Annotated in this window: 24 protein-coding genes; 1 reads left to right on the forward strand and 23 read right to left on the reverse strand. The window is 37.5% G+C overall.

Annotated elements, in window-relative coordinates:
- The 15 genes from KW850_RS19415 to spoIIIAA form a co-directional block, all read right to left on the reverse strand.
- A complete protein-coding gene (locus KW850_RS19415; RefSeq protein WP_218349554.1) occupies positions 1-231 on the reverse strand; it encodes an exodeoxyribonuclease VII small subunit in 231 nt (76 codons plus the stop codon).
- Complete coding sequence (gene xseA / locus KW850_RS19420) at positions 224-1582, reverse strand: exodeoxyribonuclease VII large subunit (RefSeq protein WP_218349423.1); 1359 nt, start codon at positions 1580-1582, stop codon at positions 224-226. The genes KW850_RS19415 and xseA overlap by 8 nt, the downstream gene beginning before the upstream one ends.
- A 185-nt stretch (positions 1583-1767) precedes the next feature.
- A complete protein-coding gene (folD, locus tag KW850_RS19425) occupies positions 1768-2625 on the reverse strand; it encodes a bifunctional methylenetetrahydrofolate dehydrogenase/methenyltetrahydrofolate cyclohydrolase FolD (protein ID WP_218349424.1) in 858 nt (285 codons plus the stop codon).
- Between the two features lie 101 nt (positions 2626-2726).
- Entirely contained in the window at positions 2727-3125 is a 399-nt protein-coding gene (gene nusB, locus KW850_RS19430) for a transcription antitermination factor NusB (RefSeq protein WP_218349425.1), read from the reverse strand.
- A gap of 211 nt (positions 3126-3336) precedes the next feature.
- Complete coding sequence (locus tag KW850_RS19435) at positions 3337-3747, reverse strand: Asp23/Gls24 family envelope stress response protein (RefSeq protein ID WP_218349426.1); 411 nt, start codon at positions 3745-3747, stop codon at positions 3337-3339.
- A 22-nt stretch (positions 3748-3769) separates the two neighbouring features.
- Positions 3770-5122, reverse strand: coding sequence for an acetyl-CoA carboxylase biotin carboxylase subunit (accC, locus tag KW850_RS19440; RefSeq protein WP_218349427.1), 1353 nt, complete (start codon positions 5120-5122; stop codon positions 3770-3772).
- Between the two features lie 14 nt (positions 5123-5136).
- Entirely contained in the window at positions 5137-5652 is a 516-nt protein-coding gene (gene accB / locus KW850_RS19445; RefSeq protein ID WP_218349428.1) for an acetyl-CoA carboxylase biotin carboxyl carrier protein, read from the reverse strand.
- Between the two features lie 251 nt (positions 5653-5903).
- Positions 5904-6455, reverse strand: a complete 552-nt coding sequence (locus tag KW850_RS19450) for a SpoIIIAH-like family protein (RefSeq protein WP_218349429.1) — start codon at positions 6453-6455, stop codon at positions 5904-5906.
- Between the two features lie 15 nt (positions 6456-6470).
- The gene (gene spoIIIAG / locus KW850_RS19455) at positions 6471-7124 is read right to left on the reverse strand and encodes a stage III sporulation protein AG (protein ID WP_218349430.1); all 654 of its coding nucleotides are present in this window, start codon (positions 7122-7124) and stop codon (positions 6471-6473) included.
- Positions 7117-7746, reverse strand: coding sequence for a stage III sporulation protein AF (gene spoIIIAF / locus KW850_RS19460; RefSeq protein ID WP_218349431.1), 630 nt, complete (start codon positions 7744-7746; stop codon positions 7117-7119). Before spoIIIAF ends, spoIIIAG begins: the two co-directional genes overlap by 8 nt.
- Before the next feature lie 12 nt (positions 7747-7758).
- On the reverse strand, positions 7759-8958 hold the full coding sequence (gene spoIIIAE / locus KW850_RS19465; RefSeq protein WP_218349432.1) for a stage III sporulation protein AE: 1200 nt from the start codon (positions 8956-8958) through the stop codon (positions 7759-7761).
- Positions 8959-8989: 31 nt separating this feature from the next.
- A complete protein-coding gene (spoIIIAD, locus tag KW850_RS19470) occupies positions 8990-9370 on the reverse strand; it encodes a stage III sporulation protein AD (protein ID WP_218349555.1) in 381 nt (126 codons plus the stop codon).
- A gap of 24 nt (positions 9371-9394) precedes the next feature.
- Positions 9395-9598 (reverse strand): stage III sporulation protein AC, encoded by a 204-nt coding sequence (spoIIIAC, locus tag KW850_RS19475; protein WP_007084610.1) that lies wholly within the window; start codon positions 9596-9598, stop codon positions 9395-9397.
- Positions 9599-9609: 11 nt separating this feature from the next.
- Positions 9610-10125, reverse strand: coding sequence for a stage III sporulation protein SpoIIIAB (gene spoIIIAB / locus KW850_RS19480; protein WP_218349433.1), 516 nt, complete (start codon positions 10123-10125; stop codon positions 9610-9612).
- Positions 10126-11049 carry a stage III sporulation protein AA gene (spoIIIAA, locus tag KW850_RS19485; RefSeq protein ID WP_218349434.1) on the reverse strand — a complete coding sequence of 308 codons (924 nt, stop codon included), beginning with the start codon at positions 11047-11049 and terminating at the stop codon, positions 10126-10128.
- 215 nt (positions 11050-11264) lie between these two features.
- Here spoIIIAA and KW850_RS19490 point away from each other — a divergent pair, with 215 nt between their 5' ends.
- Positions 11265-11942, forward strand: a complete 678-nt coding sequence (locus KW850_RS19490) for an SIMPL domain-containing protein (RefSeq protein ID WP_218349435.1) — start codon at positions 11265-11267, stop codon at positions 11940-11942.
- Between the two features lie 44 nt (positions 11943-11986).
- Here the strand turns inward: KW850_RS19490 and KW850_RS19495 are convergent, their stop codons facing one another.
- From KW850_RS19495 to KW850_RS19530, 8 genes are all read right to left on the reverse strand, one after another.
- Positions 11987-12496, reverse strand: a complete 510-nt coding sequence (locus tag KW850_RS19495; protein ID WP_218349436.1) for a TlpA family protein disulfide reductase — start codon at positions 12494-12496, stop codon at positions 11987-11989.
- A gap of 77 nt (positions 12497-12573) precedes the next feature.
- Entirely contained in the window at positions 12574-12705 is a 132-nt protein-coding gene (locus tag KW850_RS19500) for a CcmD family protein (protein ID WP_218349437.1), read from the reverse strand.
- 12 nt (positions 12706-12717) lie between these two features.
- Positions 12718-13479 (reverse strand): cytochrome c biogenesis protein, encoded by a 762-nt coding sequence (locus KW850_RS19505; RefSeq protein WP_218349438.1) that lies wholly within the window; start codon positions 13477-13479, stop codon positions 12718-12720.
- 3 nt (positions 13480-13482) lie between these two features.
- Positions 13483-14163 (reverse strand): heme exporter protein CcmB, encoded by a 681-nt coding sequence (locus KW850_RS19510; RefSeq protein ID WP_218349439.1) that lies wholly within the window; start codon positions 14161-14163, stop codon positions 13483-13485.
- Entirely contained in the window at positions 14160-14864 is a 705-nt protein-coding gene (ccmA, locus tag KW850_RS19515; RefSeq protein ID WP_218349440.1) for a heme ABC exporter ATP-binding protein CcmA, read from the reverse strand. The genes KW850_RS19510 and ccmA overlap by 4 nt, the downstream gene beginning before the upstream one ends.
- Before the next feature lie 23 nt (positions 14865-14887).
- Positions 14888-15877, reverse strand: a complete 990-nt coding sequence (locus KW850_RS19520) for a hypothetical protein (RefSeq protein WP_218349441.1) — start codon at positions 15875-15877, stop codon at positions 14888-14890.
- Positions 15874-16245: a hypothetical protein gene (locus tag KW850_RS19525; protein ID WP_218349442.1), complete on the reverse strand. Its 372-nt coding sequence runs from the start codon at positions 16243-16245 to the stop codon at positions 15874-15876. The genes KW850_RS19520 and KW850_RS19525 overlap by 4 nt, the downstream gene beginning before the upstream one ends.
- Before the next feature lie 12 nt (positions 16246-16257).
- Complete coding sequence (locus KW850_RS19530) at positions 16258-16764, reverse strand: cytochrome c-type biogenesis protein CcmH (protein ID WP_218349443.1); 507 nt, start codon at positions 16762-16764, stop codon at positions 16258-16260.
- Between the last annotated feature and the right edge of the window lies 1 nt (position 16765).

Here is a 16765-nt window from a genome sequence, read left to right on the forward strand (position 1 = left end):
TTATTCCTCCTCTTCAACTGTAAAACTCTCCGTTCGACCGTCCTCCGTAATAATCTGTGTTAATTGGTCTTCTACACTTTTCAATTTATCATGGCAAAGTTTGGACAACTCCATACCCTCTTTATAGAAAAGGATTGCTTCTTCTAAAGGCACGTCTCCTTCTTCAAGCTTATCCACAATTTGCTCTAATTTTGTCATTGCTTCTTCAAAGGATAGTTTTTTTTCAGTCATCACGTTTTTCGATCTCCTTAATATTCTCGACTTTACAGAATAAGCTTCCATCTGTTAGTTGAATTTGAACTTGCTCGTTCATGTTAACTTGAATTATGCTTTTAATCAGCCTGTTCTCTTCTGAATAGGCTAAACTATATCCACGTTCCATAATTTTTAATGGGCTTAATGCCCCTAAGGTTGAAAGGATCCTGTCAAAATCATTTTGTTTTTTGGAAAGTACTTGCAGCATGGCCCGCTTCATCTCTTTATTGGTAAGATCTAATCGCTTATTGGCCTCATGTAAAGACTGGCTTGGATGGTTCCTCTGCAAGCGTTTATAAAGAATCTCATGTTGTCCTTTTTTAATTATGGACAATCGAGACGCACCGCGGACAAGCATTTCCGTGAATTTATCAACCTGCTCTAGTTTTTGTTCATATAGTCGATGAGGATAACGGAAGGCATAAGATTTCTGAACACGATTCAGCCGTTCTTTTTCTAACTGAAATTTCCCTTTCATCGTCCGAAGAAGACGAGTTTGCCGCTGCAATACTCTCTCCATTAGCTCTTCAATATGTGGTACGGCAAGTTCAGCAGCCCCCGTAGGCGTTGGAGCACGTAAATCTGCAACAAAGTCAGCAATCGTAAAATCGGTTTCATGTCCCACAGCGGAAATGATGGGAATATCAGACGAAAAAATCGCACGAGCAACAAGTTCTTCATTAAAAGCCCACAATTCCTCGATGGAGCCTCCGCCGCGCCCAACGATTAGCACATCAATTCCATCCATAGTATTTGCTTTAGATATAGCCTTAGCAATCGATGGTGCTGCATTATCGCCTTGAACGAGGGCTGGAAATACGAGAATATTCGCGATAGGGTAACGTCTTTTAATGGTCGTAATAACATCTCTAATGGCTGCCCCTGTTGGTGAGGTAATGACACCTACTGTTCTGGGGTACAAGGGAATCAACTTTTTGGTTTCAAGCGCAAATAATCCTTCTAATTCAAGTCTTTCCTTCAGTTGTTCATAAGCTAAAAACAATTCCCCAATACCATCTGGAAGCATTTCTTTTATATAAATCTGATATTGACCGCTAGGCTCATATACCGAAATTTCACCCTTCACAATGACTTTCATGCCATTTTCTGGCTTGTATTTCATCGTCCGAGAATGGCTTGAAAACATTACGGCAAGAATTCGGGCTTTTTCATCTTTTAAGGTAAAATACATATGTCCGCTCGAATGCTGCTTGAAATTTGAAATTTCACCTCTTACATGAACATCTCGTAAATGCGGGTCTGCATCAAATTTTCTTTTTATGTATTTGGTTAGAGCATTCACAGTTAAATATCGTTGTTCCTGCATATGTAACTCCTTTTTTCACCCAAAATAATAATAAGGCTCAGCTAAACTTGCCCGTTGATTTCCGCTCCAATCAACATAGCATCAAAATTAACAATGAGATTTAACATAGCCAATAATAAACAAAATACTTCGATTAGCGAAAAACAGTCCTTATCTAAAATAAAAGATAAGGACATTTTCCTCCTTTAATTACGGTCAATACTTTCTGCAGCCGATTTAAGGGTATTATACATAAGCATCGTAATCGTCATCGGACCGACACCCTTGGGAACTGGAGTAATGTATCCAGCTTTTTCGGACACCTCAGCAAAGTCCACATCACCACAAAGCTTTCCTGCTTCATTACGGTTAATTCCTACATCAATGACAACAGCACCGTCTTTTACATGATCAGCCTTAATAAAGTTCGGAATCCCAACAGCTGCAATAAGGATATCTGCTTGATTCGTATGTAACTTTATATCTTTTGTTTTCGAATGACAGTAGGTTACTGTAGCATCCTTATTTAGAAATAATTGTCCGACCGGTTTGCCGACAATATTACTTCTGCCAACCACAACAACATGCTTTCCAGCTACTGAAATACCTGTTTCTTCAAGTAACACCATAATTCCATATGGAGTACATGGAAGGAAGGCATTCTGCCCTGTCATCATCCTGCCGATATTAATTGGGTGAAATCCATCAACATCTTTAAGGGGAGAGATTGATTCAATCACTTTTTTCTCGTCAATGTGTTTAGGAATTGGTAATTGAACTAAGATCCCATGTATATCAGGGTCCATATTTAATTCTTCAATTTTTGACAATAGTTCCTCTTCTGAAATCTCCTCTGGCAATTCAATTAAAACAGAATTCATCCCAAGTTCTTTGCAGGCCTTTTCTTTATTTGAAACATATGTCCGAGATGCGTGGTTATCCCCGACTAAAATAACGGCAAGTCCTGGAGTTACCCCTAGATTTTTAATTCTGGTAACCTCTTCACCTATTTCCATTCTTTTCTTTTCGGCAATTTCTTTTCCATTTATAATTGTAGCAGTCATATTTTCTTCACCCTTCCCCTCTCGAAATTACTTATTATTTAGCTGTGTTAAACTTAGCTGTTAATTTCCGCTCAACAATGATCTTTAACAAAGCCTACAATTTAATCGTTAATAAGCGTTTGTTTTAACTTTGAAAGTACACCATTGATAAATTTACTTGATTGGTCATCTCCATATATTTTGGCTATCTCAATTGCTTCATCTAAAACTACATTCTCCGGGACTTCATTTCGGAAGAACTTCATTTCATATGCCGCAATTCTTAATAAATTTCTATCAACCGTTGCTAATCGATCTAATGACCATTTTTCAAGATTTCCACTAATTAAACGGTCTATTTCAGCTTTTTGTTCGACTACCCCTAGAACTAGACTAGTTAGATAGTCGTCTCCTGCCTCTCCTTCTAAAACATGTTCAATTGCTGCAGCGGGCTCTGTATTGCTAATATCGATTTGGAAAAGCGCCTGTAATGCCTTTTCCCTTGCAGTTCTTCTTTTCATTATACCTTTAACTCCTTTAGAGAAATTAATTAAATTTTGTCTATTTTTTATAAATGAAGTGATGAATAGGTTTCACATTAACGATAATAGCATAACTAAAAATGATTCGCACTCTAACCTTGTTATTTTTCCATTATGTAAGCACTTTTATTTAAAACTATATTTTAAAAACAGAAAAACCAAAGGAACAAGTTCCTTTGGTTTCCAAATTTTAGACTTCCGAGTCAACCATATCAGGGTCATTCTTTTGGTTTTCAAATTGTATGCCAACAACATGAATGTTAACTTCTTCTGCATCTAATGCAGTCATATTCAGCAATGCTTGTCGAATATTATCCTGCACTTTACTAGCAACGGACGGTATGGATATGCCAAACTTCATCATACAATAAACATCTACTTTAATTCCTGTTTCGGTTAATTCTACTTTTACGCCTTTACCATGGTTTTTTTTTCCTAAACGTTCAACCACACCTGTTGCGAAATTCCCACGCATCGCTGCTACACCTTCAACCTCAGAAGCAGCAATTCCTGCAATTACTTCAATCACTTCGGGAGCAATTTCCACTTTACCATGACCGTTACTGCCTTGTTCCATTTCCAGGACACTAAATTCACTCATTCATAACACCTCCACAGATTAATTAAGACTTCATTACATCATGCAATTCCAGGAATTTTGTATTAAACCCGCCTTCTACAAACTTTTCATGATCTAGCAGTTTTAAATGGAATGGAATGGTTGTATGGATACCTTCTACAACAAATTCACTTAATGCTCGTTTCATTCTTGAAATTGCTTCTTCCCTGGTTGCGCCATATGCAATGACTTTCGCAATCATGGAATCGTAATATGGCGGAATCGTATACCCTGGATATGCTGCTGAATCAACTCGTACACCAAAACCACCAGGTGGAAGATACATGTTGATTTTCCCTGCGGATGGTAGAAAATTCTTTTCAGGGTTTTCGGCATTAATCCGACATTCGATTGCCCATCCTGTGAACGTTACATCCTTCTGTTTTAACTTTAATTTTTCACCAGAAGCCACCCGAATTTGTTCTTTAATAAGATCGATTCCAGTGACCATTTCCGTTACTGGATGTTCCACCTGAATCCGTGTGTTCATTTCCATAAAATAAAATTTCCGATTGCGGTAGTCATAGATAAATTCTACCGTGCCAGCACCTGAATAATCAACCGCTTTTGCAGCTTTTACAGCCGCAGTTCCCATTTCTTCTCGTATTTCTCCATCTAATGCTGGTGAGGGTGTTTCTTCAAGAAGCTTTTGGAGCCTGCGTTGAATGGAACAGTCTCTTTCTCCTAAATGAATGGTGTTACCAAAGGAGTCTGCAAGGACTTGAATTTCAACATGACGAAAATCCTCAATATATTTTTCAATGTATACACCAGGATTTCCAAAGGCTGTCATCGCTTCTTGCTGTGTGATACTTATGCCTTTAATTAATTCCTGTTCGTTCTTGGCAACACGAATCCCTTTGCCGCCGCCGCCAGCTGTTGCTTTGATAATAACTGGATATTGGATTTTTTTGACAAGTTCAAGTGCTTCATCTATGTCATTGATAATCCCCGTTGACCCTGGAACAATTGGAACTCCGGCCTCACGCATAGTTTCCCTAGCAATATCCTTAGTACCCATTTTCGTAATAGCTTCCGGGCTTGGACCCACAAAAGTAATATTGCATTCTCGGCAAAGTTCAGCGAAATCAGCGTTTTCAGCTAAGAACCCATAACCTGGGTGAATGGCGTCACATGCTGTTAACTTCGCCACACTTATAAGATTTGTAACGTTTAAATAACTGTCTTTTGATGAAGTAGGTCCTATGCAATAGGCTTCGTCTGCCAGCTGAACGTGCAATGCTTCTCGGTCTGCTTCAGAGAAGACGGCAACAGATTCAATTCCCATTTCCCTGCAGGCACGAATAATTCTAACTGCAATTTCCCCTCTGTTTGCAATTAACAGTTTTTTTATCATTCTGTTATCGCTCCTTATTCAGGCTTTACTAAAAATAAAGGCTGTCCATATTCTACTAATTGACCATTTTTAACGAGGATTTCGACAATTTCTCCGTCAATTTCTGCTTCAATCTCATTGAATAATTTCATTGCTTCGACAATGCATACGATTGAATCTTTTGTAACATTTGATCCCGGTTTAACATAGACGTCAGCGTCTGGAGTCGGCGAAGCATAGAAAGTCCCTACCATAGGAGAAACAATTTTGTGAAGATTTGATGTATCTGTTTGCTTTACAGGTTCTTGTTTTTGAACTTCTTGGCTTACTTCCTGAACTGCAACAGCAGGTGTTGCTGTCGTTACGACTGGTGCAACTGGAGTTGGAATAACTTCCAATTCACACGGTGCTGCACTTACTTGTGAAACATATGTAGCTGAAGCATTTTTTTTCATTTTGATCTTTGAACCTTCGTTTTCATATACGAATTCATCAATACTAGATTGATCCACCAATTTTATTAATTCGCGAATTTCTTGTACTTTTAACATTGAGTACACCCCTCATACAACAAAATTATGACTAACTACTATAACTATACGATAATAGCTAGTAAAAGTTCAATGATGTATATTATTACCATTGAATTTCCCACCCACTGTCATACTCCTCTATTTTAATATTTTTATGAACAAAAGGGAATTTTGGACAGTGAATGTCTCTCAACATATTATTTTACCCTATTTGATGGTCCTCAATCAAAAAAAAAGGAAAGTCGGTGACTTCCCTTTTATTGATCCACTTATTTCGTTGGCTGGAATTCTACAGCTACATAATTGGTTTCACCAATTTCTTTTTTCACCTGTAAAATGATTTTATTGGCCTCAGTTGCAGACGGCTTATTTTTAGATTTAACAGTTACTCTAACTTCCTCCCCATCTGCTCGTACTAATGCATCTTCATAGCCCATTGTTTTGATAAGGGTTTCAAGGATTTCTTCTTTTTGGGCTGTTTGATTTAATTTATCCATTTGATCCTTAACCTTGCTTCGTTCGACAGCAGGTAGATCGGTCGAGGCAAGTTCAGTAGTTAATTCCTCTTGCTGTTGGCTCCTTAGGTCATCTAACTTCATACGAAGTTCCTCAAACTCTTGATCACCTGCTACAGTGGATACAATAGTTTTATCATCTTTAGCTTCCGTTTTAGTCTTTCCTTTATTTTGCTCCTTCGCATCTTGCTGAATGGCCGCAAGATCATTACTCTTCTGCTCTGGTGATGTAATGTAATAAACAGATAATACAACAACTAAACTTAACATCGTTAATAACCAAACTGTTTGTTTTTTCAATAGCATATAAAAACACCCCTTTTATTTTTTAGGCATTACTGCAACTCGATGGCTTGGTACATCTAAGGCGCGTGTAACTGCTTCTACAATCCACTTTTTCACTTGAATATTATCTGCACCTTTGGCAACGACAAGGACTCCACGAATTTCAGGCTTTTTTGTTTCTACCACAATTGGTATCTCTTTTTCACCATCACGGACTATGACTAGCTGCTCATCAGTAGAGGCCTCTTGAACTTTCCGTTCCCCGCCTTCACGATCTGTTTCTTCCGTAGTTTGTGATTTGGAAACCCTATTTTTTTCTAGGACCTTCTTATCAGTTGAATCTATGTTGACGACAACGGTAACATCGTTCACACCTAACATTTGCTGGAGAGCTTTCTTAAGTTGGCTTTCATATTTTTCTTCATATTCAGTCACTGCCTTATTGCCTGATCCTTTGCTTATCCCAAAAGCAGGGACATCCTCGGCTGCGACTTTATCACTAGCTGTAACCGGGATATCTTCTGAACTCGGGGTTTTCTTAAAGACCATATTGCCTACAAGCATAAATGCTGCACCAATACATAACACAACGAGCATATATTGGTATTTACCTGTCTTCTTTTCAGAATTGCCCTCGATTTTCAGCACCTTTTTAAGCCATGAAAATGGCCCCTGATTTTTGTTATCCATTTTCGTTATTAATCCCCCCTTCAATCGAAACTTCAACTGTTTTTTCGGTCACATTCCATTTTCGCGAAAGAAAAGCGGCTATTTTTTCTGTTTCTTCTGTTGAGCTTTTAGATGGAAGAGGTGTTTCTGAGTTAATTTCAATTTGTTTAATTGCTTCGACTGTCTTCACTTCATTTTCTGGTTGTTTCAGAAGAACCTTAACCTTTTGGAGGTTTTCAGGGAATGTTTGGTCGCTTTCTTCATTTGTAGCTATGTCAATTTTAGCTATCTCCAATCCGTATTGTTCCATCAACTCCTCTTTCACGTCCTTTTCCAGTTGGACAGCCATTTCTTCTAAAATATATGCATGTTGTGAAGCTTGTATTTCTTTTTTCTTTAAATCTATTGAATTTTTCATATTTTTTTCTCCAGGAACTTGATATGAAGGGATGGATCCAAGTGCCGTTTCAAAATCCTTGGAGATTAATTTAAAGATTGGGGTTAGAATAATGGCGATTAAGAGGAGTCCCGTAACCATTTTCGAATACTTTTGCATACTTGAATTCGGAAGGAGCATATCAATTACCGTTGCTAATAAGATAAAGAGAATTATATTCGTTACCCACTCTATTAAAAAATCCATTTTTAATCCCCCCTATCGTATCATCATTGTCAGATTACCAGCTGCAACAATTACGGTTATACATAAAAAGAACATAAGTGAAACAATACCCAGGGCTGCGAAAACATAAATCACACTTTTACTAATAATATCTAGACAGGTAATGATTGGTCCGCCACCTAGAGGCTGCAAAATTGCAGCAGCAAATTTATAAATAAAGGCTATCATTAATATTTTAATAGCTGGAAAGGCTACGATAATAAGTAAGATCCCTACCCCAGCAAGGCCCACTGTATTTTTTAATAGGACTGATGCACTAACGACCGTATCGGTAGCATCGGTAAACATCCTTCCAATGACAGGAATAAAGTTTCCTGTCACAAACTTCGCTGTCCTGATTGTTACTCCGTCTGACACAGCTGCTGAGGCACCTTGTACTGATATAACACCAAGGAACACCGTTAAGAAGAGCCCCATTAACCCAATGCTCCAATTCCTTAGCAAAGCGGCTAATTGTGACACTTTATATTGTTCTGACATCGTACTGACAATACTCAACAAGGTCGCAAGAAAAAGAAGTGGCAGGATGATATATTGCATAAATAAGCCGCTCATATTCATTAGAAATAAGATTACCGGGTGAAAGAAGGCTGCCGATATCAAACCTCCAGATGCTGCAATTAAAGCGAGTAACAGCGGTACAAGAGCAAGTACGAACGAGATCATCGATCCAATTGCCTCATTTGTATAACTGATGGCGATATGGAAACTATTTAGAGCAATAATGACTAGTACCATATAAACGATTGAATAAGCAACTTTGCTAATAGCGCTTTTCTCGAAGGCATTTTGCATGGATTGAAGGAACATACTAAAAATGGTTAACATAATCAATGACCCTAGTAATTTTCCGTTAGAAACAAACTCTTGAAAAGCAAATTTTACTACTCCCAAACCCCATTGTTTTAATGAAAATTTTTTCTCACCACTGATAAAGTCATACAAACTGCCCTTTTGACTTTCTGGTAGGAATCCTCCGTATTTATAAGAGATATCCTCCCAAAATTGTTTAAGTTCTGAGATATCGAGAGATTTAAGCTGTTCATCAACCAACTCCTGGGGGGAAAGAGGATTGGTTTGATCTTTACCCTCTTCAGCAGCTTGTACTCTTGGAATCAATAAAAAAAAGAATACGAGAATGATAATAGGAATAAACTGCCATAGCTGCTTCAATTTTTACTACACCTCTTTTTCAGGTATGTCATTAACTCGGAATAAGCTTGATAATGGTTTCGATCAAAACCGTTAAAATTGGAATTGCCATTGCAAGAATAATAATTTTTCCTGCTATTTCAATTTTAGAGGATAGCGCTCCCTGACCCGCATCTTTGGTAATCTGGGCAGCAAATTCGGCTATATACGCAATTCCAATGATTTTTAAAATCGTTTCAATATAAACCATATTCACATTTGCATTCACTGCCAGTTTTTCAAGCATATGAATGATTTCATAAATTTTATCTACTAAAAAAAGAAAAATGACACAGCCTACAAAGACAATTAAAAGAAAAGCAAAATTAGGCTTTTGTTCTTTAACAATTAAAGCGAGAAAAGTTGCAACGAGTGCTATGCCGACTATTTTTATGATTTCAATCTTAGGACCCCTCCTTTATTGAAATAAAAATACAGATTTAATTTTTTGAAAGAGATCATCTACGATAGAAGCTACCTGAAATAATATATAAATAAACCCAAATAACGTGACCCACTGGGCGTATTCTTTTTTCCCCACTTGGTCTAATACGGTATGCAAAAAGGCAACCACAATTCCCACACCAGCAATTTTAAATATGATATCTACTTCTAACCCCATTGCTTTTCCCCCTAAAATAATAAAATTATCAGTAATAATCCTGCCAAGAATCCCAGGCTCTTTACCATTTTTTCGTATGTTGCTTGTGCTTGAACTGCGTCTGCCTCTTCTCTTTCAAGATGTGTCAGTGTCAGCATAATATGTTTTTGTTGGGACATACGGTCATGGCGCCCCAGGGTTTCCCCAAACTGCTTCATTATTTCAAATTCTCCCTGCTTCAATGCCGTTGAACTCCATATCTCTTTCAAACTCGTTTCCCAAGCTTCTTTAACCGTTGTCTCTGTGTCCGTTAATTTCTTGGAAAAGGCTTCAAAAAACGTGGATAGAGGTTTTGATAACTGTTCTGCCAACCTTCGTGCTGCTTCATGTAACGGCGTATGGCCGTACATAATTTCTGCTTCAAGTGATTGAAGTGCAGATCTTAATGCTCTAAGCTGCTTTGGCCGTTCACTAAATCGCCTGGAAATTTCAAATCCAATCCATGTTGTTGCGACAATGATGAATACAGCACCTACTAGCTTAATCATTTATGTCACTCTCACTTTTTGATTCATTTCACTACCATTAGCATCTAATATATGTGTAATTGTTCCTGGACCGGATGTCCTGCTAAGGACAATAAAACGCTGAAAGATTTTTTGATCCAAAATATTTCGGAGAGATGGCCTATTCTTAACTTCTTCAATGCTCGTCCCATGTGTTGTCATCATCAACGTGATTCCGGCATGAACAGCCTCTTGGATGGCTTCACTGTCTTCTTTCCGGCCAATTTCATCCACTACCAAAATCTCTGGACTCATCGAACGAATCATCATCATCATTCCTTCAGCTTTCGGACAGGCATCTAATACATCTAAGCGGTCTCCAAAGGTCAATTGCGGTATCCCATTTACACAACCGGCAATTTCACTTCGTTCATCAACAATACCCACCTTACATGCCTGTATTCCCCTTGTTCCGAACCCTGAGGAAGCAATTCTTGCTATATCGCGGAGTAATGTGGTTTTTCCGGTTTGAGGAGGTCCAATCACCATCGTATGCTTCCATCCTCCTTGAAAGATATAAGGGATAAGCGGTTCAGCTATGCCAACCTTTTCCCTAGCGATACGGATATTAAAAGAGGAAATATCTCGAATCGCCTTAACCTTACCGCCCTCAAGGATTACCTTACCCGCGAGGCCGATCCGATGGCCTCCTGAAACCGTAATAAACCCTTGTTTGAGTTCCTCTTCAAGTGTATAAATGGAGAAATGACTGATTTTATTCATAAGATGAAAAGCATCGTCGGGCTGGATAATATATGATAAAAACCTGGGTGTACCTTTCATGGTCATTTCAATGGGCCGATTGATGCGAATACGAATTTCTTCTAATTCTTCTTTTTGATTCAGAGGGATTTTGCTGATTAGGTCGGCTATTTTTTTAGGTAAAAAGTTTAGGATCGTTTCCACGTATACAGCCTCCTCATATTTGGCTTCTCATTATTTAAAATGTATGCCTGCTTGGCCACATTATGACTTTCAAATCTGTCATTTCTTCTCAATTTCATATCCTATTGCTAGAACAAAGTTTAATAAGGTAAAGCAATAGATTTATTTCGGAACGTTTTTATAATGTGGATCGTATTTTATAGGAAGGAATAACCATCAAGGAGGAATTATACTGAGTGTACAATTACAATTACCCTCTGCTTGCCCGTAACGGACAACATCACAAGGGTCATTTAATTAAAGTTTCTGGTGATGGGGAAATGGCAGTCCAGCCTGACACGGCTTCAGTAAACATAGGAATTATTACAGAAGGTAAGCAATTAATTACAGCCCAGCAACAAAACTCCCTTGAAGTGGCAAAGGTAATCGAATCACTTATTTCACTGGGAATTGCCAAAAATCATATTCAAACCTTTGATTATCGAATCGAATCAGATTATGACTATGATCAGGGGAAACAAATTTTTCGCGGTTATAAAATAACTCATATTTTGCAGGTGAAAATTGAGGATTTATCCAGTATTGGAAAAGTGGTAGATACAGCTGTTCAGAACGGGGTAAACAATGTTTCCCATGTTCAATTTACAGTAAAAAACAAAGAAGCTTTTTATAAGCAAACCTTGAGTCTAGCTGTAAATGATGCCATTGAAAAAGCTAAAACGATTGCCGGTACCTTAAATGTAATCTTACTCCCTACACCGATTTCAGTGGTCGAAGGCGGAAGTACAATCCAGCCTGTATTTAATGCGTCTGGCACTTTTATGAAAAGCATGGCGTCCACACAATTGGAACCAGGACAAATAATGATTAAAGCAAATGTGATTGCAGAATTTAATTATAATCCTTCCTATTAAAAGAGGATTGAACCCATTTTTATGGTTCAATCCTCTTTTTGAGATTAATTATTATATTTTTTTGCCCAGTTATATAATTGCATTTCTGTAACAGGACCATTAAAGTGCACTCTAATTATTCCTTGTTTATCTATTACAAAGGTTTCTGGCTGTCCTGTTACATTATACATTTTTGAAACCTTGGCATTATAATCGAATAAATAATTCATTCCAGCTTTATTTTTCTCTGTTACTTTATTAATTTTATCCATTGTCTCACCGCGATTAATCATAAGAAAATTATATTTATCGCCATAGTCTTTTTGGAAAGATTCTAGTTCTGGTAACTCTTCCTTACACGGAGCACACCATGAGGCAAAGTAATTCAAGATAACAACTTCTCCCTTAAAATCAGAGAGTTTGGTTGTACTTCCATCTAAATTTGGGAGCGAAAAATTATATGCTTTATCACCAACATCTGTATGTTTACCTTTTGTTACTAAACTATAACCAAAGAATGCAAACATACCTACAATAAGAATCAATACGAGTAATTTGATGACCCGCTTGTTCATCGTATTTCCTCCTGACACCAGTAAGGTTCTATGCAAAAGGCCTGCTAATTCTACACAGGCCCAAATATCAATCCTAGTTATTTTTCTAGTTGTTTTAAGAATTCAATTTCTTTCTTTAATTTTGAATGTCTCTTCCCAAGTATTAACATATACGAAAAAATAACAACCCAAGCTACCGAATAGGCACCATACATATATTCGAATCCCATAATCAATTCCTCCTATTTTTCCAAGTCTTCTCGTAATTTTTCTTTATAGCGCTCTACTTTAATTTTCATATTTTCAAATGATACACCTTTATGAAGAAGGTAGGAATATAGAATTGTAAATGCCGCAAGTGAAACAAACAGGGCGACTAACATTGTACCTTCGATACCTCCACCTTTTTGGGAAGGTCCTTCACCAAACACAATTGGGTGAAACTTTGTTTGCCACCAACGAATGGCAAAAAATACAATGGGAACATCTGCAAACCCGATGATTCCAAATACGGAAGCAAGTCGAGCCTTTTTGTCCCATACTCCATCCATTTGTCGAATCATAATGTAGGCAATATAGATAAAAAATAGAATCAACGTAGTAATTAAGCGTGGTTCCCATACCCACCATGTATTCCATGAAGATTTTGCCCAAATCGGACCGGTTGTTAAAACAATAATCGTAAACACAACACCAATTTCAGCAGAGACATAGGCATAGGTGTCAAAAATTCTTTTCCGCTTGATTAAAAACAAAATACTAAACACAAATGTTACAAAAAACGCCATGAATGCCAGCCAAGCAGAGCTAACATGAAAATAAAAGATTTTCTGTGCAGCTCCCATCGTTACTTCTTCAGCAGCAAAGATAAAGATAAAATAAAGGGCAACTAACATGGATACAACTGTAGCTCCAAACAAAATCTTGGATAGATTTATGTTTTTCTTAACAATTACTTGAGTCCCAGGAAGCACTGCTTTCTCTCGTTCGAGATTCATACTCATCACTTAAACCTCCAGCACATAATCTATTAATAAGAAACAAACAACAAAGAAGATAACATCATACGCCGTGACCAGTTGGATCCAAGCTATTGCACTTGAAAATTTCTCCATATTGGTTAGGATGATTCTTGTTGCTTGAACAACACCGATTAAGATTGGCGTTGTAATCGGAAACAGCAATAGTGGAAGCAGCATTTCACTGCTCTTAGATTTGGCTGCCAAGGCAGCTAGGAATGTACCAATGGCGATAAATCCAAAACTGCCCAAGAACACTACTAGGATAAAATATGGAAGACTCCCATAGAATTTGAAGTCAAACAATAGGAACAAAAATGGAATTGAGACAAGTTCTACAATCAACATCATGGAGAAGTTGGCTAAGAACTTTCCTAAATAAATGCTGGCTGCCTCCATCGGTGCTACCAATAAACCCTGCATCGTATCATTCCGCTGTTCTGAAATAAATGACCTGTTAAGTCCTAAAATTCCTGCAAAAACAATAATGACCCAAATGACCCCCGGAATGACTGCTTTAGTTGTATTATTGGCAGGGTCAAAAGCAAAGCTGAAAACGACAATGACAAGACCAGCAAATATAATCTGAGTTACCATAATTTGCTTCGTTTTGAACTCAGAATATAAATCCTTTTTAGCTAGTAAGAGGGCTGTTCGAAAAAGATTCATGATACTCCCTCCACTAATTGTTCATACTTTTCGGAAACATAGCCTAAATTAGAATTTTCGATCCTAAAATCATCGACAATCTTTCCATTTTTAACAATGATGATTCTGTCGCAGATTTCAGCTGCTTGTTTAAAATCATGTGTTACCATCAAGGTCGTGGTCCCTTTTGCTTTCATCGCTAGAATAACGTTATTGAGAATCCCAATTGCCCCTTGATCCAATCCGGTGTGCGGTTCGTCTAAGAGTAGTATTTCTGGTTCATGAACAATCGCCCGTGCGATGGCAATCCTTTGAATCATGCCTCGAGAGAAGTTTTTTACAGGTTCATTCAGAAAGAATGACAAACCTACCTCTTTGACAAGCTCAATTGCTCGTTGTTCAACATTATTAACGCCGTATATATTTCCAAAGAAGACAAGATTTTCTAATGGTGTGTAATGATCGTAAAGCAAGCTTGAATGGGGTAAATAACCCATTATTTGTTTTATTTTGAGATGATTTTTTTTCAAATCCATACCATTAACCTTAATCAGGCCTGATGTAGGTTTTATTAAGGTTGCCAGCACTTTAAGAAGAGTGCTTTTCCCTGCACCATTTGGCCCTAGGATGGCAACCGTTTCTCCTTTTTTGATTGAGAGGTCTACACCACGTAAGATGAGCTTATTATCAGCTTGCTTCGTTAGTTTTTTTATTTCTATCATTGCAGTCTCTCCCATCCCAGCTACTACTCAACAAAATTACGAAGATTTAATTTTACTTGGACAAGATGCTGTTTATAAGCTTCAAGCTTTGCATGATACTCATCTTCTGAAAGTTTTCCATCACCGAAAGATTCTTCCAATTCAATAATCTTATCCATTATGGCTTTTTGTTTTGCCATTAACAGTTTAAATGCTTTCTCTTCTTTATCCGCTCCTAGTCTTTCATCATCTATCCTTGCTTTCCTTCTAAAATAGATATAATAGGAGATTCCTGCAATGACAATTGCCAATAAAATAATCATAAATACATGTGGATTAAAGCGATGTAATGGTGATTGTGCCCATATTCTTAGATGTCCAGGATTATGGAAGGCTGGTGCTGTATGTGTAACGGCACTATTACTTTCACTCGTTGTTTCCGATTTCTTAGTGTCATCTGCAGGTGGCTGAATATCTTTGTTGTAAATAATTGTAAACGCCTGGTTAGCTTTTAGTCCTTCGATACTGTATCCAAAGTAATTTTGGTCATCAAATTTGAAACTTCCTTGACTTGTCGCTTCAGCGCCTTTCACTTCTATGCTGCCTCTTCCATCTGGAACGAGAATTTGCATCATTTGAACCGAGTAGTCAGATTTTAGATTAATTGCCTTTCCGTTTGCCATCCTATAGCTGTACGGCAGTACCATCGTTTGATTTCCAGGTATTGGAGTTGTTGTAATAAACCCTTTGTCAACCTCTTTAAAGGCTATTTTATTGTCTAAAAAGTTAAGATCCTCTGCTCCTACAGGAAGGGTTACATTTAAGACTGCTTCACTTTTTCCATCACCTTTAAATTCTTCAGAAGCGGTATTTGTATAGTTAACCATATTCATCATATTCGCCCCGCCATCTTCAGCAGGACTGATAACGATATAATGCATATCAATCGAAACCTTTGAATCCGATGCCGCTGATCCATGAAATGGGATTAACAGCATCAGCCCGAGGAGGAAAACGGTGATTTTATTGATCACTTTCCTTCCCCCTTTTTGTTCTTATAGGTCTTCATTTGAGCTTCTATTTCTTTTTCTACTTCATCCATTAACTCTTTATCGACATTCGTGTGCATGATTTCTTCTTCCTTCATAATACTGGCAACTTCTGTTTCATATTGTTTCTTTAATTGCTTATAATCAGCGTGTGAGATTTTATCCATCTTGTACTCAAATTCTATCTCATTAAGGGTAGTCAAAAGTGCTTCTTTGGTAGCATTGATATCCTTGCTTTTAGAAGAAACCTGTAAATAAGTATCCCACTTAAATAAAGGTGATAAGATTAGAAATAGACAGGCAAGAGCTAAAATGGTTGTAAAAATCATCGAAATGATGGTGATATCTTGCATTTTTTTCACATCCTAAAGATACTTTTTGCGTTCTTCATCAATCATGGAGGAAAGGATTTCACCTTCTACTTCATCCTCAGTCGTCTCGTAATCTGCAACATCTTCTATATTGTCTTTTTTCTTAACCCATTTGCGGATAATGAAAAACACGGCAATACCAGCAGCACCAAGTACAACAAAAGGAATGACCCAAGCCGTTAGACTAAAACCACTTTTCTCTGGTGAAGTTAATATCTCTTCACCATAAATGTTGACATAATATTCACGAATTTTATCCTTATCCCAGCCCTTATTCATCATCTCAACTAAGTCTGCTTTAAATTCAGTCGTTAGATTACATGTATTAGGATCACATTCATAGTGATCCTGGCCACATCCGCATGTACAGGCGAACTGCTGAGCAACTGATTTGAATTCAGCAGATTTATAGTCAATCTGTTTTGCGGCTTCTACACGAAGGAATGATCCTTGAAAGATGAACGAGATTATAAGAAGCCCAATATAAATCTTATTTTTCATA

The sequence above is a fragment of the Bacillus sp. sid0103 genome, from assembly GCF_019219025.1.

Bases quoted from the DNA above. Each gene is read 5' to 3' on its own strand.
- accB (WP_218349428.1), bottom strand. From the start codon at position 5,652: ATGTTAAAAGTACAAGAAATTCGCGAATTAATAAAATTGGTGGATCAA.
- spoIIIAC (WP_007084610.1), bottom strand. From the start codon at position 9,598: ATGGGGTTAGAAGTAGATATCATATTTAAAATTGCTGGTGTGGGAATT.
- KW850_RS19415 (WP_218349554.1), bottom strand. From the start codon at position 231: ATGACTGAAAAAAAACTATCCTTTGAAGAAGCAATGACAAAATTAGAG.
- KW850_RS19495 (WP_218349436.1), bottom strand. From the start codon at position 12,496: ATGAACAAGCGGGTCATCAAATTACTCGTATTGATTCTTATTGTAGGT.
- KW850_RS19510 (WP_218349439.1), bottom strand. From the start codon at position 14,163: ATGAATCTTTTTCGAACAGCCCTCTTACTAGCTAAAAAGGATTTATAT.
- KW850_RS19450 (WP_218349429.1), bottom strand. From the start codon at position 6,455: ATGCTATTGAAAAAACAAACAGTTTGGTTATTAACGATGTTAAGTTTA.
- KW850_RS19505 (WP_218349438.1), bottom strand. From the start codon at position 13,479: ATGAGTATGAATCTCGAACGAGAGAAAGCAGTGCTTCCTGGGACTCAA.
- spoIIIAG (WP_218349430.1), bottom strand. From the start codon at position 7,124: ATGGATAACAAAAATCAGGGGCCATTTTCATGGCTTAAAAAGGTGCTG.
- nusB (WP_218349425.1), bottom strand. From the start codon at position 3,125: ATGAAAAGAAGAACTGCAAGGGAAAAGGCATTACAGGCGCTTTTCCAA.
- spoIIIAB (WP_218349433.1), bottom strand. From the start codon at position 10,125: ATGATTAAGCTAGTAGGTGCTGTATTCATCATTGTCGCAACAACATGG.
- KW850_RS19530 (WP_218349443.1), bottom strand. From the start codon at position 16,764: ATGAAAAATAAGATTTATATTGGGCTTCTTATAATCTCGTTCATCTTT.
- spoIIIAF (WP_218349431.1), bottom strand. From the start codon at position 7,746: ATGGATTTTTTAATAGAGTGGGTAACGAATATAATTCTCTTTATCTTA.
- KW850_RS19525 (WP_218349442.1), bottom strand. From the start codon at position 16,245: ATGCAAGATATCACCATCATTTCGATGATTTTTACAACCATTTTAGCT.
- KW850_RS19435 (WP_218349426.1), bottom strand. From the start codon at position 3,747: ATGAGTGAATTTAGTGTCCTGGAAATGGAACAAGGCAGTAACGGTCAT.
- ccmA (WP_218349440.1), bottom strand. From the start codon at position 14,864: ATGATAGAAATAAAAAAACTAACGAAGCAAGCTGATAATAAGCTCATC.
- accC (WP_218349427.1), bottom strand. From the start codon at position 5,122: ATGATAAAAAAACTGTTAATTGCAAACAGAGGGGAAATTGCAGTTAGA.
- KW850_RS19500 (WP_218349437.1), bottom strand. From the start codon at position 12,705: ATGGGATTCGAATATATGTATGGTGCCTATTCGGTAGCTTGGGTTGTT.
- folD (WP_218349424.1), bottom strand. From the start codon at position 2,625: ATGACTGCTACAATTATAAATGGAAAAGAAATTGCCGAAAAGAAAAGA.
- xseA (WP_218349423.1), bottom strand. From the start codon at position 1,582: ATGCAGGAACAACGATATTTAACTGTGAATGCTCTAACCAAATACATA.